This window comes from Streptococcus oralis subsp. tigurinus (assembly GCF_002093545.1).
In the GTDB taxonomy this organism is placed as follows: Bacteria; Bacillota; Bacilli; order Lactobacillales; family Streptococcaceae; genus Streptococcus; species Streptococcus oralis_C.
On sequence record NZ_LNVF01000001.1, the window covers coordinates 578,284 to 600,602 of the forward strand.

General features: G+C 40.1%; 19 protein-coding genes. 14 read left to right on the forward strand and 5 right to left on the reverse strand.

Annotated features, from left to right (window positions below; translation table 11 throughout):
* The first annotated feature begins 178 nt into the window (after positions 1-178).
* The 9 genes from ATE34_RS02910 to sdbB all read left to right on the forward strand — a co-directional run bounded on the left by ATE34_RS02910 (position 179) and on the right by sdbB (position 11,469).
* The gene (locus ATE34_RS02910; RefSeq protein WP_084911031.1) at positions 179-3,280 is read left to right on the forward strand and encodes a DNA polymerase III subunit alpha; all 3,102 of its coding nucleotides are present in this window, start codon (positions 179-181) and stop codon (positions 3,278-3,280) included.
* 81 nt (positions 3,281-3,361) lie between these two features.
* Positions 3,362-4,369: a 6-phosphofructokinase gene (pfkA, locus tag ATE34_RS02915; protein WP_000820879.1), complete on the forward strand. Its 1,008-nt coding sequence runs from the start codon at positions 3,362-3,364 to the stop codon at positions 4,367-4,369.
* A 64-nt stretch (positions 4,370-4,433) separates the two neighbouring features.
* A complete protein-coding gene (gene pyk, locus ATE34_RS02920) occupies positions 4,434-5,939 on the forward strand; it encodes a pyruvate kinase (protein WP_061598500.1) in 1,506 nt (501 codons plus the stop codon).
* A gap of 159 nt (positions 5,940-6,098) precedes the next feature.
* Complete coding sequence (locus ATE34_RS02925; protein WP_061598498.1) at positions 6,099-7,358, forward strand: UDP-N-acetylglucosamine 1-carboxyvinyltransferase; 1,260 nt, start codon at positions 6,099-6,101, stop codon at positions 7,356-7,358.
* Positions 7,359-7,373: 15 nt separating this feature from the next.
* Positions 7,374-7,925 carry a GNAT family N-acetyltransferase gene (locus tag ATE34_RS02930; protein ID WP_007519468.1) on the forward strand — a complete coding sequence of 184 codons (552 nt, stop codon included), beginning with the start codon at positions 7,374-7,376 and terminating at the stop codon, positions 7,923-7,925.
* Entirely contained in the window at positions 7,918-9,195 is a 1,278-nt protein-coding gene (gene spxR / locus ATE34_RS02935) for a CBS-HotDog domain-containing transcription factor SpxR (protein WP_061598496.1), read from the forward strand. The genes ATE34_RS02930 and spxR overlap by 8 nt, the downstream gene beginning before the upstream one ends.
* A gap of 15 nt (positions 9,196-9,210) precedes the next feature.
* Positions 9,211-10,071, forward strand: coding sequence for a methionyl aminopeptidase (locus tag ATE34_RS02940; RefSeq protein ID WP_000631555.1), 861 nt, complete (start codon positions 9,211-9,213; stop codon positions 10,069-10,071).
* A 132-nt stretch (positions 10,072-10,203) separates the two neighbouring features.
* Positions 10,204-10,911 (forward strand): thiol-disulfide oxidoreductase-associated membrane protein CcdA2, encoded by a 708-nt coding sequence (gene ccdA2 / locus ATE34_RS02945; protein WP_084911141.1) that lies wholly within the window; start codon positions 10,204-10,206, stop codon positions 10,909-10,911.
* Positions 10,912-10,923: 12 nt separating this feature from the next.
* Positions 10,924-11,469 carry a thiol-disulfide oxidoreductase-associated lipoprotein SdbB gene (sdbB, locus tag ATE34_RS02950; protein ID WP_084911032.1) on the forward strand — a complete coding sequence of 182 codons (546 nt, stop codon included), beginning with the start codon at positions 10,924-10,926 and terminating at the stop codon, positions 11,467-11,469.
* A 34-nt stretch (positions 11,470-11,503) separates the two neighbouring features.
* Here the strand turns inward: sdbB and pbp3 are convergent, their stop codons facing one another.
* Positions 11,504-12,739: a D-alanyl-D-alanine carboxypeptidase PBP3 gene (gene pbp3 / locus ATE34_RS02955; protein ID WP_009730077.1), complete on the reverse strand. Its 1,236-nt coding sequence runs from the start codon at positions 12,737-12,739 to the stop codon at positions 11,504-11,506.
* Positions 12,740-12,843: 104 nt separating this feature from the next.
* Here pbp3 and ATE34_RS02960 point away from each other — a divergent pair, with 104 nt between their 5' ends.
* From ATE34_RS02960 to ffh, 5 genes are all read left to right on the forward strand, one after another.
* Positions 12,844-13,953, forward strand: a complete 1,110-nt coding sequence (locus tag ATE34_RS02960) for an AI-2E family transporter (RefSeq protein WP_000489822.1) — start codon at positions 12,844-12,846, stop codon at positions 13,951-13,953.
* 227 nt (positions 13,954-14,180) lie between these two features.
* Positions 14,181-15,377 (forward strand): elongation factor Tu, encoded by a 1,197-nt coding sequence (gene tuf, locus ATE34_RS02965; RefSeq protein WP_001040715.1) that lies wholly within the window; start codon positions 14,181-14,183, stop codon positions 15,375-15,377.
* 142 nt (positions 15,378-15,519) lie between these two features.
* Positions 15,520-15,852 (forward strand): putative DNA-binding protein, encoded by a 333-nt coding sequence (locus ATE34_RS02970; RefSeq protein WP_000402068.1) that lies wholly within the window; start codon positions 15,520-15,522, stop codon positions 15,850-15,852.
* A gap of 2 nt (positions 15,853-15,854) precedes the next feature.
* Positions 15,855-16,070, forward strand: coding sequence for a 2-oxoglutarate:acceptor oxidoreductase (locus ATE34_RS11320; protein WP_084911033.1), 216 nt, complete (start codon positions 15,855-15,857; stop codon positions 16,068-16,070).
* A gap of 19 nt (positions 16,071-16,089) precedes the next feature.
* Positions 16,090-17,661: a signal recognition particle protein gene (gene ffh, locus ATE34_RS02980; RefSeq protein ID WP_084911034.1), complete on the forward strand. Its 1,572-nt coding sequence runs from the start codon at positions 16,090-16,092 to the stop codon at positions 17,659-17,661.
* Between the two features lie 83 nt (positions 17,662-17,744).
* Here ffh and ATE34_RS02985 read toward each other — a convergent pair whose 3' ends face one another.
* The 4 genes from ATE34_RS02985 to ATE34_RS03000 are packed head-to-tail and all read right to left on the reverse strand — an operon-like array spanning position 17,745 to position 22,266.
* Positions 17,745-18,743: a sensor histidine kinase gene (locus ATE34_RS02985; RefSeq protein ID WP_084911035.1), complete on the reverse strand. Its 999-nt coding sequence runs from the start codon at positions 18,741-18,743 to the stop codon at positions 17,745-17,747.
* Complete coding sequence (locus tag ATE34_RS02990; protein ID WP_084911036.1) at positions 18,727-19,416, reverse strand: response regulator transcription factor; 690 nt, start codon at positions 19,414-19,416, stop codon at positions 18,727-18,729. The genes ATE34_RS02985 and ATE34_RS02990 overlap by 17 nt, the downstream gene beginning before the upstream one ends.
* Before the next feature lie 32 nt (positions 19,417-19,448).
* Entirely contained in the window at positions 19,449-21,503 is a 2,055-nt protein-coding gene (locus ATE34_RS02995; protein WP_084911037.1) for an FtsX-like permease family protein, read from the reverse strand.
* A complete protein-coding gene (locus ATE34_RS03000; RefSeq protein WP_084911038.1) occupies positions 21,493-22,266 on the reverse strand; it encodes an ABC transporter ATP-binding protein in 774 nt (257 codons plus the stop codon). The genes ATE34_RS02995 and ATE34_RS03000 overlap by 11 nt, the downstream gene beginning before the upstream one ends.
* Between the last annotated feature and the right edge of the window lie 53 nt (positions 22,267-22,319).

A 22,319-nucleotide genomic window follows, 5' to 3' on the forward strand; every position in this document is an offset into this window, starting at 1 on the left:
TACTTAGTATAAAAATGTCTAAAATGATATTCAAATCCATCTTATAATATTAAAAATTAAAGGGAAGAAAGACGGAGAGGTTGTAAATGCTGATGTTGAAAAGAAAGCATCCGAGTTGCTTCAATATCCAACTTAAAATGGTATAATAGTAGTAAAACGAAAGCAAGGAGGAGAAGAAATGATTGCACAGCTTGACACCAAGACTGTTTATAGTTTTATGGAAAGTGTGGTTTCGATTGAAAAATATGTACAAGCGGCTAAAGAGTATGGCTATTCTCACCTTGCTATCATGGATGTGGATAATCTCTATGGGGCTTATCATTTTTTAGAAGTGACTCGAAAATATGGAATCCAACCTTTAATTGGTCTTGAAATGACCTTGATCAAAGATGAGGAGAATATTTCTCTTCGTTTTCTAGCCCTATCCACTAAAGGTTACCAAGAGTTGATGAAGTTATCCACTTTAAAAATGACTGGACGGAAAAATTGGTCTGACTTCACCTCCCACCTCGAAGATGTGGCCATTATTGTTCCCTATTTTAATGGGGTCGAACAACTGGATTTGGGGCATGATTATTTTATCGGTGTAAGTCCAGATACTCCTCAAGAAGTCTTTAACAGACCGATTCTTCCACTCTATCAAGTCAACTCTTTTGAAAAAGAAGATATACAAGTTTTGCAAATCTTGTCGGCAGTCAAGGACAATGTCAGTCTTAGGGAAGTGGATCTGCATTCACAACAGGGAATCTTTCTACCTGCCTCAGATTTAGAAGCTCGGTTTAAAAATCGCTTCCCTCAGGCTCTTGTCAATCTTCAGGATTTGATAGAGAATGTAAGCTATCAAATCGACCCAAGTTTAAAACTTCCTCGCTTTAATCCTGAAAGACCAGCGGTGGAAGAGCTTCGAGCAAGAGCTGAGCATGGCTTGAGTGACAAGGGGCTAACCTCAATTATCTATCGTGAGCGACTGAATGAAGAATTAGCTGTGATTCATGATATGGGATTTGACGATTATTTCCTTGTAGTTTGGGATTTGCTCCGTTTTGGACGTTTACAAGGCTACTATATGGGTATGGGGCGTGGTTCTGCTGTTGGTAGTCTGGTGGCTTACTCACTTGATATCACAGGGATTGATCCGGTTGAAAAGAACTTGATTTTCGAGCGCTTTTTAAATCGTGAGCGCTATACCATGCCCGATATCGATATCGATATCCCTGACCTTTATAGACCAGAGTTCATTCGTTATGTTCGTGATCGCTATGGCAGTCAACACGTGGCACAGATTGTCACTTATTCGACCTTTGGAGCAAAACAGGCAATTCGTGATGTTTTCAAACGCTATGGCGTTCCAGAGTATGAATTAACCAATATTACGAAAAAAATCAGTTTCCGAGATACGCTAACGACTGCTTATGAAAAGAACTTGCAATTTAGACAGGTTATCAATAGTAAGATTGAATACCAAAAAGCTTTTGAGATTGCTCGAAAGATTGAAGGATATCCTCGTCAGACCTCTATCCATGCGGCAGGAGTCGTTATGAGTGACCAAGATTTGACGGACTATATTCCTCTAAAATACGGTGAGGACATGCTAATCACCCAATATGATGCACATGCAGTTGAAGCAAATGGCCTTCTAAAAATGGATTTCCTAGGTCTGCGTAACTTAACTTTTGTCCAAAAAATGCAGGAATTACTAGCTGAGTCAGAAGGTATTCATTTGAAAATCGAAGAGATTGATTTGGAAGACAAAGAAACTCTGGCCCTTTTTGCTTCTGGAAATACCAAGGGGATTTTCCAATTTGAACAACCTGGCGCCATTCGACTCTTGAAACGGGTCAAACCACAAGTCTTCGAAGAAGTGGTAGCAACGACATCCCTCAATAGACCAGGGGCTAGCGATTATATTGATAACTTTGTGGCTCGGAAGCATGGCAAAGAGAAGGTGACGGTACTAAATCCTGCCTTGGAGGACATTCTGTCATCAACCTATGGTATCATGCTCTATCAAGAACAGGTCATGCAGGTTGCTCAGCGATTTGGAGGCTTCAGTCTTGGTAAAGCTGACATTCTCAGACGAGCCATGGGTAAGAAAAATGCTAAAGAGATGCATTTAATGAAGGAAGATTTTATCACAGGAGCTATGAAACTTGGGCATACAGAAGAAAAGGCCAACCAAGTTTTTGCAGTGATGGAAAAGTTTGCGGGCTATGGATTTAACAGATCCCACGCTTATGCCTACTCAGCGCTGGCTTTCCAGTTAGCTTATTTCAAGACGCACTATCCTGCTATTTTCTTTCAAGTCATGTTGAATTATTCAAGCAGTGATTACATTGTGGATGCATTGCAGATGGGCTTTGAAGTAGCCCCGTTAGCAATCAATAGCATTCCCTATCACGATAAAATTGCTCAGAAGAAAATATATCTTGGTCTAAAAGCCATTAAGGGCATGCCAAGAGATTTTTCTTACTGGATCATCGAAAATCGTCCTTTTTCAAGTGTGGAAGATTTCGTCACGCGTCTCCCCAAGAATTACAAGAAACTTTCGCTTTTGACACCTTTGGTTGAACTAGGGCTTTTTGATGAATTTGACAAGAATCGCCAGAAAATCTTAGTAAACCTACCAAACTTATTTGTCTTTGTTGAGGAGTTGGGAGGTCTCTTTGCGGATACAACCTATAGTTGGACTGAGGCTGATGATTTTACAGAGGCGGAGAAATTTTATAAGGAGCAGGAATTGATTGGGGTAGGTATCAGTGCCCATCCTCTCCAAACTCTTGCCAAACAAGCCCTATATCCGACGACCCCGATCGCTAATCTAACCGAGGGGGCTCAAGCCACTCTTCTAGTTGAAGTGCAAAAACTAAAGGTGATTCGAACCAAGAAGGGCGAGAGCATGGCCTTTCTACAGGTTCATGATAGTAAGTCTCGGATGGATGTAACTGTATTTTCAGACCAATATAGAAAATTCGCTTCCATTTTATCCGAAGGAAAATTTTACTATATCAATGGAAGGGTTCAATCCCGAGATGGTCGTCTGCAAATGATTGCACAAGATTTGAAAGAAGCAGTGGCGGAACGATTCTGGATCCAAGTTAAAAATCATGAATACGATAAAGAGATTTCAAATATCCTAGAACAATACAAAGGCCCAATTCCTGTGATTATCAGGTATGAAGAGGAGCAAAAAACAGTTGTTTCTACACGGCATTTTGTAAAAAAAGAGCTTGCCTTACAGGAGAAATTAAAGGAAATCACCATGAAAACGATTTATCGCTAAAAATACAAAAAATAGAAGAATTTTCGATTTAAATGTGGTATAATCAGTAAGAATGTTAAAAGGAAAAGGAGCAAAAACCAAATGAAACGTATTGCTGTTTTGACCAGTGGTGGAGATGCCCCTGGTATGAATGCTGCCATCCGTGCAGTAGTTCGCCAAGCAATCTCAGAAGGAATGGAAGTTTTTGGTATCTATGATGGGTATGCAGGTATGGTTGCCGGCGAAATTTATCCACTTGATGCTGCTTCAGTAGGAGACATCATTTCCCGTGGTGGTACTTTCCTTCACTCTGCTCGTTACCCTGAGTTTGCACAACTTGAAGGCCAACTTAAAGGGATTGAGCAGTTGAAAAAACACGGTATCGAAGGTGTCGTTGTTATCGGTGGTGACGGTTCTTATCACGGAGCTATGCGCTTGACTGAGCATGGATTCCCTGCTATCGGACTTCCAGGTACAATTGATAACGATATCGTAGGTACTGACTTCACAATCGGATTTGATACTGCAGTTACTACTGCAATGGATGCAATCGATAAGATTCGTGATACATCATCAAGTCACCGTCGTACTTTCGTTGTTGAAGTAATGGGACGTAATGCTGGTGATATCGCACTTTGGGCAGGTATTGCAACTGGTGCTGACGAAATCATTATCCCTGAAGAAGGCTTCAAGATGGAAGATATCGTAGCTAGTATCAAAGCTGGTTATGAATGCGGTAAAAAACACAACATCATCGTTTTGGCTGAGGGGGTTATGTCTGCCGATGAATTCGGTAAGAAACTCAAGGAAGCAGGAGATACTAGTGACCTTCGTGTGACTGAGCTTGGACATATCCAACGTGGTGGTTCACCAACCGCTCGTGACCGTGTATTAGCGTCACGTATGGGAGCACACGCTGTTAAACTTCTCAAACAAGGAATCGGTGGTGTCGCTGTTGGTATCCGTAACGAAAAAATGGTTGAAAACCCAATTCTTGGAACAGCAGAAGAAGGAGCCTTGTTCAGCCTAACAGCTGATGGCAAAATCGTTGTTAACAACCCTCACAAAGCTGACCTTGAACTTGCTAGCTTGAACAAGAGCTTGTCATAATCAACTTTAACTAATCTGGTAAAATGACCATAAAAGGTCAAATTATATAAAGGAGTCACAAATCATGAATAAACGTGTAAAAATCGTTGCAACTTTGGGTCCTGCGGTTGAAATCCGTGGTGGAAAGAAATTCGGTGATGACGGATACTGGGGTGAAAAACTTGACGTTGAAGCTTCAGCAAAAAACATTGCTAAATTGATTGAAGCGGGAGCTAACACTTTCCGTTTCAACTTCTCACACGGTGACCACCAAGAACAAGGTGAACGTATGGCAACTGTTAAACTTGCAGAAAAACTTGCAGGTAAAAAAGTTGGTTTCCTTCTTGATACTAAAGGACCAGAAATCCGTACTGAATTGTTCGAAGGTGAAGCTAAAGAGTACTCATACAAAACTGGTGAAAAAATCCGTGTTGCAACTAAACAAGGAATCAAATCAACTCGCGATGTGATTGCTTTAAACGTTGCTGGTGCTCTTGACATCTATGATGATGTTGAGATTGGAAAACAAGTGCTTGTTGATGACGGAAAACTTGGACTTCGCGTAATTGGTAAGGATGACTCAACTCGTGAATTTGAAGTAGAAGTTGAAAATGACGGCATCATTGCTAAGCAAAAAGGTGTAAACATCCCGAATACTAAGATTCCTTTCCCAGCACTTGCTGAGCGTGACAACGCTGACATCCGCTTTGGTCTTGAACAAGGTATTAACTTCATCGCGATTTCATTCGTCCGTACTGCAAAAGACGTAAACGAAGTTCGTGCAATCTGTGAAGAAACTGGTAATGGTCACGTTCAATTGTTCGCTAAAATCGAAAACCAACAAGGTATCGACAACTTGGATGAAATCATTGAAGCTGCTGACGGTATCATGATTGCTCGTGGTGACATGGGTATCGAAGTACCATTCGAAATGGTTCCAGTTTACCAAAAAATGATCATCACAAAAGTAAATGCAGCTGGTAAAGTCTCTATCACAGCAACAAACATGCTTGAAACCATGACTGAAAAACCACGTGCAACGCGTTCAGAAGTATCAGACGTGTTTAACGCTGTTATCGATGGAACCGATGCTACAATGCTTTCAGGTGAGTCTGCAAATGGTAAATATCCACTTGAGTCAGTTACTACGATGGCAACTATTGACAAAAATGCTCAAACTCTTTTAAAAGAATACGGTCGCTTGTCATCTGTTAACTTGCCACGTAATTCTAAGACTGAGGTTATGGCTTCAGCTGTTAAGGATGCGACAAATTCTATGAATATCAAGTTGGTGGTTACTCTTACTAAGACAGGTCACACTGCTCGTTTGATTTCTAAATACCGTCCAGATGCTGATATCTTGGCAATCACTTTCGATGAATTGACTCAGCGTGGTTTGATGCTTAACTGGGGAGTTATTCCAGTAACAACTGATCGCCCATCAAACACTGATGATATGTTTGATCTCGCTGAAAGAATTGCAGTTGAGCAAGGTTTGGTAGAATCTGGTGATGATATTGTTATCGTTGCAGGTGTACCACTTGGCGAAGCTATCCGTACAAACACAATGCGTATCCGTACAGTACGTTAATCTAACATTACAAAGCCTGTCATATCAAGCTTTATCGCTTGTGTGATAGGCCTTTTTTTATCGAAATGGAATGTTTAATCAATAAGAATGGGAAAAAAATGAAAATTATGGTATAATAGAACGAAAAGACCTTTTTAGTAAATTTTGAAAGAGTAAAACATGAGAAAAATTGTCATCAATGGTGGACGTCCATTGCAAGGTGAGATCACCATTAGTGGTGCTAAAAATAGTGTTGTAGCACTTATTCCAGCTATTATCTTATCAGATGATATTGTCACTTTAGATTGTGTTCCAGACATTTCAGACGTTGCTAGTCTTGTCGAAATTATGGAGATTATGGGGGCAACTGTTAAGCGTTATGATGATGTCTTGGAAATCGATCCAAGAGGTGTTCAAAATATTCCTATGCCTTATGGTAAGATCAATAGCTTGCGTGCTTCTTATTATTTCTACGGAAGTCTCTTAGGTCGCTTTGGTGAAGCTACAGTTGGACTTCCTGGTGGATGTGATCTGGGGCCTCGTCCGATTGATCTTCACTTAAAAGCCTTTGAGGCCATGGGTGCTAAAGTTAGCTATGAGGGAGATAATATGAATTTATCTGCCCAAGGTAAGGGACTTCATGGCGCAAGTATTTACATGGATACCGTCAGCGTTGGTGCAACGATTAACACCATGATTGCTGCGGTCAAAGCTAAGGGGCGTACTGTCATTGAAAATGCGGCTCGAGAACCGGAAATTATCGATGTTGCTACCCTTTTGAACAATATGGGCGCTCACATTCGTGGTGCAGGGACTGATATTATCGTTATTGATGGTGTTGAGAAACTTCATGGAACGCGTCACCAAGTCATTCCAGACCGCATTGAAGCTGGAACCTATATTTCACTTGCTGCAGCGATTGGTAAAGGAATCCGTATTAACAATGTTCTTTACGAACACTTAGAAGGCTTTATCGCCAAACTTGAGGAGATGGGCGTTCGTATGACGGTCTCAGAAGACAGTATCTTCGTCGAAGAACAGTCTGATTTGAAGGCTATCAATATCAAAACAGCTCCCTATCCAGGATTTGCAACCGATTTGCAACAGCCAATAACTCCGCTATTGCTAACTGCTCAAGGTCGTGGAACCATTATTGATACGATTTATGAAAAACGTGTCAACCATGTCTTTGAGTTAGCAAAAATGGATGCGGATATTACGACTACAAATGACCATATTTTCTACACTGGTGGACGTATTCTACATGGTGCCAAGGTGAAAGCGACAGATCTTCGTGCAGGTGCCGCACTTGTGATTGCTGGATTGATGGCTCAAGGACAGACTGAAATTACAAATATTGAGTTTATCCTTCGTGGCTACTCAGATATTATTGAAAAATTACGTAGTCTCGGAGCGGATATTGCACTCATTGAAGACTAAACCGTTGAGGTGATTATGAATATTTGGACCAAATTAGCAATGTTTTCTTTCTTTGAAACGGAGCGCTTGTATTTGCGTCCTTTCTTTTTTAGTGACAGTCAAGCATTTTACGAGATTGCTTCCAATCCAGAAAATTTGCAGTTTATTTTTCCCAGTCAATCAAGTTTAGAAGAAAGTCAATACGCGCTTGCCAACTATTTTATGAAGGCTCCTCTAGGTGTTTGGGCAATTTGTCTCCAAGGAAATCAGGAAATGATTGGCTCTATTAAATTTGAAAAGATTGATGAAATCAAAAAAGAAGCAGAAATTGGTTATTTCTTAAAAAAAGATTCTTGGTCACAAGGTTATATGACAGAAGTAGTTACCAAACTTTGTCAGCTTTCCTTTGAAGAATTTGGTTTAAAACAATTATCCATCATCACTCATCTGGAGAATCAGGCTAGTCAAAAAGTAGCCTTAAAATCGGGATTTAGTCTCGTCCGACAGTTTAAGGGGAGCGACCGCTATACACGAAAAATGAGAGACTATCTTGAATTTCGATATATAAAAGGAGAATTCAATGAGTAAACACCAGGAAATCTTGTCCTATCTGGAAGAGCTGCCAATTGGGAAAAGAGTTAGTGTTCGCAGTATCTCTAATCATCTAGGTGTTAGTGATGGAACCGCCTACCGAGCTATCAAAGAAGCTGAAAATCGTGGCATCGTTGAAACTCGACCACGTAGTGGAACCATACGAGTTAAGCCAAAAAAAGTGGCTATTGAACGGCTAACCTATGCTGAAATTGCTGAAGTCACCTCCTCTGAAGTTTTAGCCGGCCAGGAAGGGCTAGAGAGAGAGTTTAGCAAATTTTCCATTGGGGCCATGACAGAGCAGAATATCCTGTCCTATCTCCATGATGGTGGTCTTGTGATCGTAGGTGACCGTACTCGTATTCAACTTCTAGCCTTGGAAAATGAAAATGCGGTCCTCGTTACAGGTGGTTTTCATGTTCAGGATGATGTTCTTGAGTTGGCCAATAAAAAAAATATTCCAGTCCTGAGAAGTAAACATGATACTTTTACAGTAGCAACCATGATTAACAAGGCCCTTTCAAATGTTCAAATCAAAACTGATATTCTGACAGTTGAAAAGCTCTATCGTCCCAGTCACGAGTATGGCTTTTTGAGAGAAACGGATACAGTCAAAGACTATCTAGACTTGGTTCGTAAGAACAGAAGTAGCCGTTTTCCAGTCATTAACCAATACCAAGTGGTTGTTGGGGTTGTTACTATGCGTGACGCAGGAGACAAATCCCCCAGCACGACGATTGACAAGGTGATGACGCGCAGTATCTTCGTAACAGGTTTAGCGACCAATATTGCCAATGTCAGTCAACGAATGATAGCTGAAGACTTTGAGATGGTTCCCGTTGTCAGAAGCAACCAAACCCTACTCGGTGTCGTAACACGACGAGATGTCATGGAAAAGATGAGTCGTTCACAAGTTTCAGCTTTGCCAACTTTTTCAGAGCAAATTGGGCAGAAGCTCTCTTATCATCATGACGAAGTTGTCATTACTGTTGAGCCCTTCATGTTGGAGAAAAATGGTGTCCTTGCTAATGGAGTCTTGGCTGAAATCCTCAACCATATGACACAAGACCTCGTTGTGAATAGCGGACGTAATCTCATCATTGAACAGATGTTGATTTATTTCTTGCAGGCTGTACAGATAGATGATACTTTGCGGATTCAGGCTCGCATTATTCACCACACGAGACGCTCAGCCATTATTGATTATGATATTTATCATGGTCATCAGATTGTTTCAAAAGCAAATGTTACGGTTAAAATTAATTAGAATCTAGGAGAAAAAATGATAACTTTAAAATCAGCACGTGAAATCGAAGCCATGGACAAGGCAGGTGATTTCCTCGCTAGTATCCATATCGGCTTACGTGATTTGATTAAGCCAGGCGTGGATATGTGGGAAGTAGAAGAGTATGTTCGTCGCCGATGCAAAGAGGAGAATTTCCTTCCTCTACAGATTGGGGTAGATGGTGCAGTCATGGATTACCCCTATGCCACTTGCTGCTCTCTCAACGACGAAGTAGCTCACGCTTTTCCACGTCATTACATTTTAAAAGATGGAGACTTGCTCAAGGTTGACATGGTACTGGGTGGTCCGATTGCCAAATCCGACCTCAATGTATCTAAACTTAACTTCAACAATGTTGAGCAAATGAAAAAATACACCCAAAGCTATACTGGTGGTTTAGCAGACTCATGTTGGGCTTATGCGGTTGGTACACCGTCTGAAGAAGTGAAAAACTTGATGGACGTGACCAAGGAAGCTATGTATATAGGGATTGAGAAAGCGGTTGTCGGCAATCGTATCGGTGATATCGGTGCGGCCATTCAAGAATACGCTGAAAGTCGCGGTTACGGTGTCGTTCGTGATTTGGTTGGTCATGGTGTTGGTCCAACTATGCACGAGGAGCCAATGGTTCCTAACTACGGTATTGCAGGTCGTGGACTCCGTCTCCGTGAAGGAATGGTACTAACCATTGAACCCATGATCAATACTGGTGACTGGGAAATTGATACAGATATGAAGACTGGCTGGGCTCATAAGACTATAGATGGTGGCCTATCTTGCCAATATGAACATCAATTCGTGATTACCAAAGACGGTCCTGTTATCTTGACTAGTCAAGGTGAAGAAGGAACTTATTAGAACGATAAAAGGGAGCTTAGCTCCTTTTTTTTGTTTCAAGTTTAGATAAAATAGACAAGCGTAGCAAAGTTGTCACAATTTTTATCTTTTGTAGTAAAATAAGATTAGAATTTTGTGAAAGTAGGTAATTTGTTGGAGTCGATTATATTTCTAGTATCCGTTTTTTTAGCTGGCATGCTGTCTTTCTTTTCACCTTGCATCTTCCCTTTGCTACCTGTCTATGCTGGTATTTTACTGGATGATCAGGGAAATTCAAAAAGTTTTCGCTTTTTTGGAAGAGACGTTGCATGGTCAGGCTTAATTCGGACCTTGTGCTTTATTGCTGGAATTTCCCTCATTTTCTTTATTTTAGGATTTGGAGCTGGATTCCTAGGGCACATGCTCTATGCAGACTGGTTTCGTTATGTTATGGGAGTAGTCATCATTCTTTTAGGCCTTCACCAGATGGAGATCTTGCATTTCAATAAACTGGAAGTTCAAAAGACAGTCTCCTTCAAACAATCAAAGTCAAATCACTATCTGTCAGCCTTTTTGCTTGGGATAACCTTTAGTTTTGGTTGGACCCCTTGTATCGGACCAGTCTTAAGTTCAGTCTTGGCCCTAGCAGCTTCCGGTGGCAATGGTGCTTGGCAAGGTGCCGTGTTAACATTAGTATACACATTGGGAATGGCCCTTCCTTTCATTGTTTTGGCCTTGGCTTCGGGCTGGATCATGCCCTACTTTAGTAAACTAAAACCCCATATGATCCTACTAAAGAAAATCGGGGGAGCTTTGATTGTTTTGATGGGATTATTATTAATGCTAGGGCAGTTAAATGCCTTGTCAGGAATTCTTGGATAAAAGGAGAAAAATATGAAAAAAGTTATTTTTGCTGGATTGAGCCTCATGTCTCTATTCTTGTTGATTGCCTGTGGTGAAAAAGAAACCAAACAGACAAGCAGTCCAAAACAACCCGCTGTACAACAAATCGCAGTCGGTAAGGATGCGCCAGACTTCACCTTGCAGTCTATGGATGGCAAAGAAGTGAAGTTATCAGACTATAAAGGGAAAAAGGTCTATTTGAAATTCTGGGCTTCTTGGTGTGGTCCTTGTCGAAAGAGTATGCCAGAGTTGATGGAATTAGCTGCAAAACAAGATCGAGACTTTGAAATTTTGAGTGTCATTGCACCTGGTCTACAAGGTGAAAAAACAGTTCAAGACTTTCCAAAATGGTACCAAGAACAAGGCTACAAGGATATTCCAGTTCTATATGATACGCAAGCAACTACCTTCCAAGCCTACCAAATTCGTAGTATTCCAACGGAATACTTGATTGATAGTCAAGGTAAAATTGGGAAAATTCAGTTCGGTGCTATTAGCAATGCAGATGCGGAAGCAGCATTTAAAGAAATGAAATAAAATAAAGAAAAAATCGCGATTGTTCGCGATTTTTTTATAGTTTTTCATTGATAAAGCGGATGAATTGATTCCACCAAACTTTTAAAAAGAAGGCTTTTTCTACTTTCTTTTCAGCGACCATTTCAAAAGAAGGTTTTTCAGAAGTGAGATAACCTTGACCGACCAAATCCTGATCGTCATAGGTTAGAGTACCGACAACCTTGCCTTCTTCCAGTGGAGCTATTTCTGATTTTGGTGTGAATTGAAGAGCTGATGTTGTTTCACTTCCAACTCGTTGGACGATTGCAATATCTGACTTAGCAATTGCGGCTACCTTATCTTCTTTCCCGTCAAGGACTGTCACTTTACTATCTTTGTAGGTTTCGCCTTTCTGAACGACAGTTTTTAAAGCAAAGTTCGCAGAAACATAATCTAAAAGTGAAGAAGTTGCAGTAAAACGTGCATAAGGGTTGCTATCTTGTTGGTCCGCATTTAAAACAACCGTAATGATACGCATTCCTTTTTCAACGGTTGTTCCAACGAAAGAGGCACCGGCTTTGTCGGTAGTACCTGTTTTCAAACCGTCGACACCACCACGATAGGCTGGCATTCCTTCCAACATATAGTTGGTTGAGTGGATTTCAAGTCCAGCAAAAGTAGAAGTTGGCTTTTTAGTGATTTCCAAAACTTGAGGATAATCTCGGATGAGATTACGAGCGACGATTGCAACGTCGTAGGCACTCAACTTGTTTTCATCGTCTTTTTTAGAACCAGGATAGATATTATCGCCAAGGGTCTCATTATTTAAACCAGTAGTGTTTACAATAGTAGCATCTTGGATTCCCCATTCAAGAAGTTTAGCCCTCATCTTGTCTACAAAGTCTTTCTCAGAACCAGCAATCTTTTCTGCTAGCGCAATCGCAGCGCTGTTTGCACTGGATACCATTGTAGCCTCTAATAGTTGTTCAACAGTATAATTTCGAGCTTCCATAGGGACGTTACTGGCCTCAGAATTAGTTGTAAGTTTGTAAGGATAGTCCGAAATATCAACAGGTGTTGACAGACTGATAGTCCCTTGTTCCAAGGCTTCATAGACCAAATAAACTGTAACTAGTTTCGTAATAGAAGCAATTTCTACAGGCTGATTTGCATCTTTTTCGTAGAGGATTTTTCCAGTTGTAGCCTCGACAGCAATGGCATGTTTAGCAGCAACGTCAAACTCCTGAGCAGAAACAGTAGAAGCTGTTCCAAAAACAAAAAGTGTTATAAAAGATAAAATTATTTTTTTCATATTAGCTTTATTTTATCATAAAGAAAAAAAATATTCTCGCTTTTTTACTAAAGCCATCTTATCTTTTTAAGAAATATGATAAAATAGAGACAAGGAGGATGCCTATGTTCCGTAGAAACAAATTATTTTTTTGGACAGCTGAAATTTTATTATTAACACTGATTTTCTATCTTTGGAGAGAAATGGGTGCCATCATTACTCCCTTTGTGACGGTTGTGAATACCATCATGATTCCATTTTTGCTTGGTGGATTTTTTTACTACATTACCAATCCAATCGTTACCTTTTTAGAAAAGAGATGTAAGATTAATCGTCTAATTGGTGTCTTGGTCACTCTCTGTGCTTTAATTGGTGCCATCGTTGTAGGTGTTGTTTATCTCTTACCGATTTTGATTAATCAGTTGACAAGCTTGATTATTTCTAGTCAAAACATCTATAGTAGACTACAAGATTTAATCATTGATTTGTCCATGAATCCAGTCTTCCAAAATATAGATATTCAACAAACAATTCAACAGTTAAACCTCTCCTATGTGGATATCCTCCAGAATATCCTTAATAGCGTTAGCAATAGTTTAGGAAGCGTTCTTTCAGCCTTGTTTAGTACAGTTTTGATTCTCATTATGACCCCTGTATTCTTGATTTATTTCTTGTTGGATGGTCATAAGTTGCTACCAATGTTGGAACGTACCGTCTTAAAACATGACAAATTGAATCTTTCTAGCCTTTTAACCAATCTCAATACAACCATAGCGCGCTATATCAGTGGAATTGCAATTGATGCCGTTATTATCGGATGTTTAGCCTATATCGGCTATAGCGTTATCGGATTAAAGTACGCCCTTGTTTTTGCTATTTTCTCTGGAATCGCAAATTTGATTCCTTATGTCGGTCCAAGTATCGGCTTGATTCCAATGGTGATTGCCAATGTGTTCACGGATCCTCATCGTATGTTGATTGCGGTTGCTTATATGCTTATTATTCAACAGATTGATGGAAATGTTCTCTATCCACGTATCGTTGGAGGGGTTATGAAAGTACACCCGATTACGATTTTGGTACTCCTCTTACTGTCAAGTAATATCTACGGCGTCATAGGGATGATTGTAGCAGTGCCAACCTATTCTATTCTCAAAGAAATCACTAAGTTCTTGGCGAAATTATATGAAAATCATAAGGAAGCTAAAGAACTGGAAAAATCAGAATCTATTTAGAATCAGGGGAACCTGATTTTTTTGTGAGCATAATACCGCTAGAATGAAATAAGCTTGAATTGTATAAAGAAGCAGAAGAACAGCACTTTGTAAGATTCAGATTAATTCATAAAATATGGGTAAAACACTTGCAATTTAGCAGAAATTTGATAAAATAGTAAGGAAAGTTAGACTGTATTGCCTACTGTCTATCTATAAAATATATTTTATTGGAGGCTTTTACTCAAATGGCAAAAGAAAAATACGATCGTAGTAAACCACACGTTAACATTGGTACTATCGGACACGTTGACCACGGTAAAACTACTTTGACTGCAGCTATCACAACTGTTTTGGCACGTCGCTTGCCTTCAGCAGTTAACCAACCTAAAGACTATGCGTCTATCGATGCTGCTCCAGAAGAACGCGAACGCGGTATCACTATCAACACTGCGCACGTTGAGTATGAAACTGCAAAACGTCACTATGCTCACATCGACGCTCCAGGACACGCGGACTACGTTAAAAACATGATCACTGGTGCCGCTCAAATGGACGGAGCTATCCTTGTAGTAGCTTCAACTGACGGACCAATGCCACAAACTCGTGAACACATCCTTCTTTCACGTCAAGTTGGTGTTAAACACCTTATCGTCTTCATGAACAAAATTGACTTGGTAGACGACGAAGAATTGCTTGAATTGGTTGAAATGGAAATCCGTGACCTCTTGTCAGAATACGACTTCCCAGGCGACGATCTTCCAGTTATCCAAGGTTCAGCTCTTAAAGCACTTGAAGGTGATACTAAATACGAAGACATCATCATGGAATTGATGGATACTGTTGATGAGTACATCCCAGAACCAGAACGTGATACAGATAAACCATTGCTTCTCCCAGTCGAAGACGTATTCTCAATCACTGGACGTGGTACTGTTGCTTCAGGACGTATCGACCGCGGTACTGTTCGTGTCAACGACGAAATCGAAATCGTTGGTATCAAAGACGAAACTAAAAAAGCAGTTGTTACTGGTGTTGAAATGTTCCGTAAACAACTTGATGAAGGTCTTGCCGGAGATAACGTAGGTGTACTTCTTCGTGGTATTCAACGTGACGAAATCGAACGTGGACAAGTTATCGCTAAACCAGGTTCAATCAACCCACACACTAAATTCAAAGGTGAAGTCTACATCCTTACTAAAGAAGAAGGTGGACGTCACACTCCATTCTTCAACAACTACCGCCCACAATTCTACTTCCGTACTACTGACGTTACAGGTTCAATCGAACTTCCAGCAGGTACTGAAATGGTAATGCCTGGTGATAACGTGACTATCGACGTTGAGTTGATCCACCCAATCGCCGTAGAACAAGGTACTACATTCTCTATCCGTGAGGGTGGACGTACTGTTGGTTCAGGTATGGTTACAGAAATCGAAGCTTAATTCGATTAAGTTCCCAGAAGAACAATTATTTAAGTCAGACATTAAAAGAATCTTGCTTTGCAAGGTTCTTTTTTTAGTTCTATTTTTGTAAGAAGGCCTTCTAGTATAGCGATATGATAGATTTTTTGGTATAATAAAGGTTATGGAAATCGAAAAAACCAATCGCATGAATGCACTTTTTGAATTTTATGCTGCGCTTTTGACAGATAAGCAGATGAATTATATTGAACTCTACTATGCTGATGACTACAGTCTTGCTGAGATTGCTGAAGAGTTCGGTGTCAGTCGTCAAGCTGTTTATGATAATATCAAGCGGACGGAAAAGATTCTAGAAGATTATGAGATGAAATTGCACATGTATTCGGACTACATTGTCCGCAGTCAGATTTTTGACCAGATCTTGGAGCGTTATCCTAAGGATGACTTTCTGCAGGAGCAGATAGAAGTTTTAACAAGCATTGATAATAGAGAATAAGTGTGGGAAGTGTAGTCATCTACAAAGGTATACCCTGTACACTATTAGCTGCTGAGGACCCTTTTCCCATAAGACTACAAATCCTCTCACCTGATTCTATCTCCCGAGCTCTTCAAGAGGGATTTAGCTGTTGGGGATATCCAAATGAGATAATGAAAGAAGTCACTCCAGAAGAACTTGTTTGTTTACAAGATTTTGGACGTTTTCCACCGAATTAATGAAACATAGGAGAAAAAAATGGCATTTGAAAGTTTAACAGAACGTTTACAGAACGTCTTTAAAAATCTACGTAAAATGGGAAAAATTTCTGAGGCTGATGTCCAAGAAGCAACCAAAGAGATTCGTTTGGCCTTGCTTGAAGCCGACGTTGCCTTGCCAGTTGTGAAGGACTTTATCAAGAAGGTTCGTGAACGTGCAGTCGGACACGAGGTTATTGATACGCTTAATCCAGCACAACAGATTATTAAAATCGTTGATGAGGAATTGACAGCTGTTTTAGGTTCCGATACGGCTGAGATTATCAAGTCTCCTAAGATTCCTACCATTATCATGATGGTCGGTTTGCAGGGGGCTGGTAAAACAACCTTTGCTGGTAAATTGGCCAACAAACTCAAGAAGGAAGAAAATGCCCGTCCTTTGATGATTGCGGCGGATATCTATCGTCCTGCTGCCATTGATCAGCTTAAAACCTTGGGGCAACAAATTGATGTGCCTGTCTTTGCACTTGGAACAGAAGTTCCAGCTGTTGAGATTGTCCGTCAAGGTTTGGAACAAGCCCAATCCAACCACAACGACTATGTTTTGATTGATACGGCGGGTCGTTTACAGATTGATGAGCTTTTGATGAATGAGCTTCGTGATGTTAAGGCCTTGGCTCAACCAAACGAAATTTTGCTCGTCGTTGATGCCATGATCGGTCAAGAAGCGGCCAATGTTGCGCGTGAGTTTAATGCTCAGTTGGAAGTGACTGGGGTTATCCTTACCAAGATTGATGGGGATACTCGTGGTGGTGCGGCTCTATCTGTTCGTCACATTACTGGAAAACCAATCAAGTTCACTGGTACAGGTGAAAAGATTACAGATATCGAAACCTTCCACCCAGACCGTATGTCTAGTCGTATCCTTGGCATGGGGGATATGCTTACGTTGATTGAGAGAGCTTCTCAAGAATACGATGAGCAAAAAGCCATTGAAATGGCTGAGAAGATGCGTGAAAACACCTTTGATTTCAATGATTTCATTGATCAATTAGATCAGGTGCAAAACATGGGGCCGATGGAAGACTTGCTCAAGATGATTCCAGGTATGGCTAACAATCCAGCCCTTCAAAACATGAAGGTGGATGAGCGCCAGATTGCTCGCAAACGTGCTATCGTATCTTCGATGACACCTGAGGAGCGTGAAAATCCGGATTTATTAAATCCAAGTCGTCGCCGTCGTATCGCTGCAGGTTCTGGAAATACTTTTGTCGAAGTCAATAAATTCATCAAGGATTTTAACCAGGCGAAACAGCTCATGCAGGGTGTCATGTCTGGTGATATGAACAAGATGATGAAGCAGATGGGCATCAATCCCAATAACCTTCCTAAAAACATGCCAAATATGGGAGGAATGGATATGTCTGCTCTTGAAGGAATGATGGGGCAAGGTGGAATGCCCGATATGTCAGCTCTTGGAGGAGCTGGAATGCCAGATATGAGTCAGATGTTTGGTGGTGGACTTAAAGGTAAAATTGGTGAGTTTGCCATGAAACAGTCTATGAAACGCATGGCTAACAAGATGAAAAAAGCGAAGAAGAAGCGTAAATAAAAAAAGGAAAGCAGAAGTGCTTTCCTTTTTGATATAAAATATGTGCTATCTATCATTAGGCAATTTTCTTAATCGAAAAATTACTAAATAGAAAGAGTAATCTCAAATCCTTGCATCCATTCGGATTTTACTGCGAAGTCGATTTTTAAAGCATCTGCTAATTGTTTGACAAGATAGAGACCCATGCCTGTTGATTTTTTTCTTGTCTCTCCCGAATCACCTGTAAATCCTTTTTCAAAGATATGAGGGAGGTCGCAAGCTTTAACTCCACACCCATTATCCCTAATAATCAGGGTTTTGCGCCCCTTGTCACTTGACATAGAAATCTTGAGTTCTGGCTTGTCAGAGCTATATTTAAGGGAGTTGGCTAGTATTTGAGACAGGATAAATTCAAAGCTGCGTTGATCGGTGTAGTAGTTTCCCTGTATATTTTCTAGCTGAATCGTAAAATTCTTTTCTTTAAGCAAGGGATCAAAGTTTTCCAAAAGATCCTGAATACACTCTTGGAGGTCGATATCTTCAAATAGAAAATCATTTTTTTCACTTTTAACTCTGTAATAGAATAGTATCTGTGATACATTTCCTTGAATTTGATTTTTCACATAGTCCAACTTAAAAGCTGTATCCTTTGGCAGCTGGTCACTTTGGTTGTCCAAAAGGAGGGAAAGAAGCGATAGAGGGAGTTTGATTTCATGAGCCCACTTTTCAACATAGTCCTCATAGTCGGTTAGTAATGAGTTGAGCTTTCCTATTTCCGCCTGTTTTTGGTAAAGCGTATTTGCGATTTCTTCGATGCTTTCTTTCTCTGAGGTAGTTGATAAACGCAATAATTCTAGCTCCGTATCCATCTTAGGATTGGCTATGAAAGCTTTATAAGCAGTTGATTTTTTTCTTTCTTTTCTTATAAGTAGAAATGATAGGATGAAAAAGAGCAGGACTGTAGCTAAAAGATAGAGCAGGATGAGAGCTTGAAACATTCTCACATCTGAGAGCCAAAGCAGAATCGCTGTGAATAGATCAAATGCTAAAAGAACAAGTAACCAGGGCAGGTAAGTAGCTAGATATTTAAGATTCTGTTTCATCTGGACTTACCTCTTCTAGCTTGTAACCAATACCTCTGACGGACTTGACTTGAAGTGCAATGCCAGCCTGTTTCATCACCTTTTTGAGCCTTGCAATATTTACTTGAAGAGCATTTTCATCGATGAACTCAGTTGTGTTCCATAGTTTCATACTTAGTTCTTCTTTTGTGACGACAGGAGCATTAGTAACCAATAAGGTTTCTAACAATTTCCCTTGATTTTGGGGGAGTAAAATCGAGTGTCCATTGATATAAAGGGTATAAGTCTGTCTATCCAGCAGAAAATTATCTTTTTCAAGTAGATTTTGTCTGCCTTCATAGCGTTTCAAGATATTTTCTATACGTGCCAAAAATCTTTCTTTCTTGAAAGGCTTTGTTATATATTCATCTGCCCCTAATTTCAGGGCGTAGATTTCATCTTTTAATTGTTCACGAGAGGTGAGAACTAATATGGGCACAGAGCGTTTTGATTTGAGATTTTTACAAATTTGAAAACCTGTTTCTCCCGGTAAATTCAAATCCAGTATGATTAGATCTGTATCGTATTGTAGCACTTGTTGGCTTGTATCTTTGAAGTCAGTCAACTTATCAACCTGAAAACCCGCTTTCTCTAACAAGATGACAATTTCATCTCGAATCAAGGCTTCATCTTCAATTACCAGAATATGCTTCATATCGGTTCCTCCTTTTCCTCGCTTTTTAAATTTTATTCTTCTCTTTTTGGTTCCATTAAGGATAACAAGTACTTGTTACTATTTTTCTTTACAATTCTGATATAGATGACTTCAAAACCAGCTAAGAGCAGTACGATCAGCATGGCTGTGATAAATTTCTGCCCCATGTCCATTCTTACACTAGCAGGTACTATTCCTGTGAGGAGGGAGCTCACACCGAAGCTACTACTGATAAGTGCAATGACTATTGGTAGACCGAAATACCAGTTGATTTGTTTTTCTGAAGATTTACAAAGAGTTTCGTAGTTGGCGCCAAGATGAATCAAGGTTTGGTATCGTCTGTAGGATTGTCTTTGTCCCATCAAAAATAGCACGCCAATGATTGTATTTGCCACGACAAGGAAGATGATTGCCAGATAAATAGTAATATAGCTGGCAGAGATAATGTAAAATAATTGGCGCCCCATATTTTGTATATAGCTTTCATAGCCAAGAGTGGTTTGATTTAGCTTTTCATTGGTATCTGTGATAGCTTTCATCAGGCCTTTTTCTTTGACCAGATCAGGAGTCAAGATGCCACTGACATAGTTTGAGTATTTACTGTCAGTATAGCTCATAAAGGTTTCATCTGGGACTATGAGAGCTACAGAGATGGTGATTTCACGGTCCGTTACAATTGGTAAAGACTGTACCTCTCCAATCAATTTTATATCATTTCCCATGACTTTGATTTGAGGGTTTTCTTTCAGAACAGAGTTAACCAAGTTCTCATCAGGGAGAAAATCTTTCCCCATATACAAGTAGGCTTCCTTACTAGTTAATTCTAGAGAAGGGAGGTTGGCAGCCTTTCTAAGCTCATTGTATTCAGAGAGTGGCAAAAGGTGACAACTTATATATTTTTGGAAATTATGGACTAGGATTTCCTTGTTTTTACTGTCTTTTTGCTCTTTCAATACCTTGACGAACTGTTCAAAGGTTACGGCCTCGTGTTCTTTAGGTTTACCGACTTTGATTTGCAGAATCTTTGAAAACTGTGAAGCTAGTCCTGCAGCTTCAAGCTCTTTTTTAACTGTGTCTATATCAAGATTTTCGTCTGCTTCAAACTTGTTCTCTCTAAAGGTATAATCTAAGACATGGGTCTGATTGCCTGAATTGCCACTTGCAATGGCGACACCTGCTCCAAACAGGCACAAGGCAGAGAAGATTAAGAGGGAGCAGATGGCCAGTATAGTTGAGCGCTGGATAACTAATTCCTGAATCTGTCTAAAATTATAGGTATGAAGTTTTCGATTGCTTCCACGATTGACCAAAATGTCTATAAATAAACGCATACCAAAGAAGAGCAGGATGGTTCCTAGAGTTCCCAAGAGAACAGTGATGCCCATGGTTATGACACTCTTCCAAGCTCGTCCACTCATACCCAAGTAATAGGCTGCCCCGAGAAGCAACATTCCAATGGAAGAAGCAAGCCAATAAATACCTCTAGGTAGAACTTTCTTCATACCGGAAGGAGAATAGGATAGTAGGTTTCCGATTTCTTTATTGGCCGTCTTTGCACTTAAAAGAACAAAGACTGCTAATTTGACGGCTAGGAAGCCGATGACTGTATAGAGTAGAGCTGTGGTAGATAGAGAAAATTGATGCTCAATAATCCCTAGTCCCACAATTTTAGCGGTTATTAGACTAATCAGTTCTGAAATCAAGATGGAAATAGGAAGGCCTATTCCAAGAGCAAGGACACTGTTTCTCAAATCCTCGAGTAGGAGCAGCAAGAACAGTTTGCTTCTTCGCATGCCTAGTGTGAGATAGACACCAAATTCATGTTTTCTCCTTTCCATATGCATACTGCTTGCGAAGTAAACTAGAAAAAAGAGGATAAAGAGGGTTGCTACATAAAGAATGGGAATCATGCTAAAGAGTTTATTTACAGCGCCACTCTCTATTTGTTTTAGAAAGATCATCACATCTTGATGGGACAAAGAAAGGATGATGTAAAAGGAGATAATAGAAAGAACCATAGAACTGAAATACAAACCATTATTCTTTCGATCTCTCTTGCTATTTCTTGAGACTAATTTAGAAAACATTGCCATCACCTCCAGCCAGGGCAGCCATGACCTTTAGTATTCTGTGATAGAAGTCTTCTTGACTTTCTCTTGGATAATCGCGTCGGATTTCATGGAATAGTTTTCCGTCTTGGATAAACAAGATGCGGTTGCAAAAGCTAGCAGCGACCGAGTCGTGGGTAACCATGAGAATGGTGGTCTTTTCTATTTGATTCATTTCAGATAGTTTCTGCATCAAAATGCTTGCATTTTTAGAGTCTAAAGCTCCTGTGGGTTCGTCTGCAAATACAATCTTAGGGTCTAAAATCAAGGCACGCGCAGCAGCTACCCTTTGTCTTTGCCCACCTGATAATTGAGATGGGAACTTATCCAGAAGTTCAGAAATATCCAGATACTGAGCAAGTAATTCTAATCGAAGCTTGCTTTCGTTAGCCTCAACATTGTGCAAAGATAAGGGAAGCAAAATATTCTCTTTAGCGGTCAGATTGTCCAAAAGCTCAAAATTCTGGAAGAGATAGCCAATTTCCTTGCCTCTATAGTCTGCTAATTGGCTCCCTTTTAATTGACCTAAATCTTTTTCTTGCATTTGAATAGAGCCGTCAGTCGGCTTGATGATTGTGGCGAGACAGTTAAGAAGGGTTGTTTTCCCAGAACCGCTACTCCCCATAATTCCTAAGAACTCGCCTTTTACAACTTGAAAAGATATGCCGTCCAAGGCTTTTGTGATATTGGGCTCTTTCCCATAATGCTTTTTTAATGATTCTACTCGTAAAATGGTTTCCATGTGAAACACCTCCATCTTTTGTTACTTTCATTATAGTATGAATCAGAGTAGAA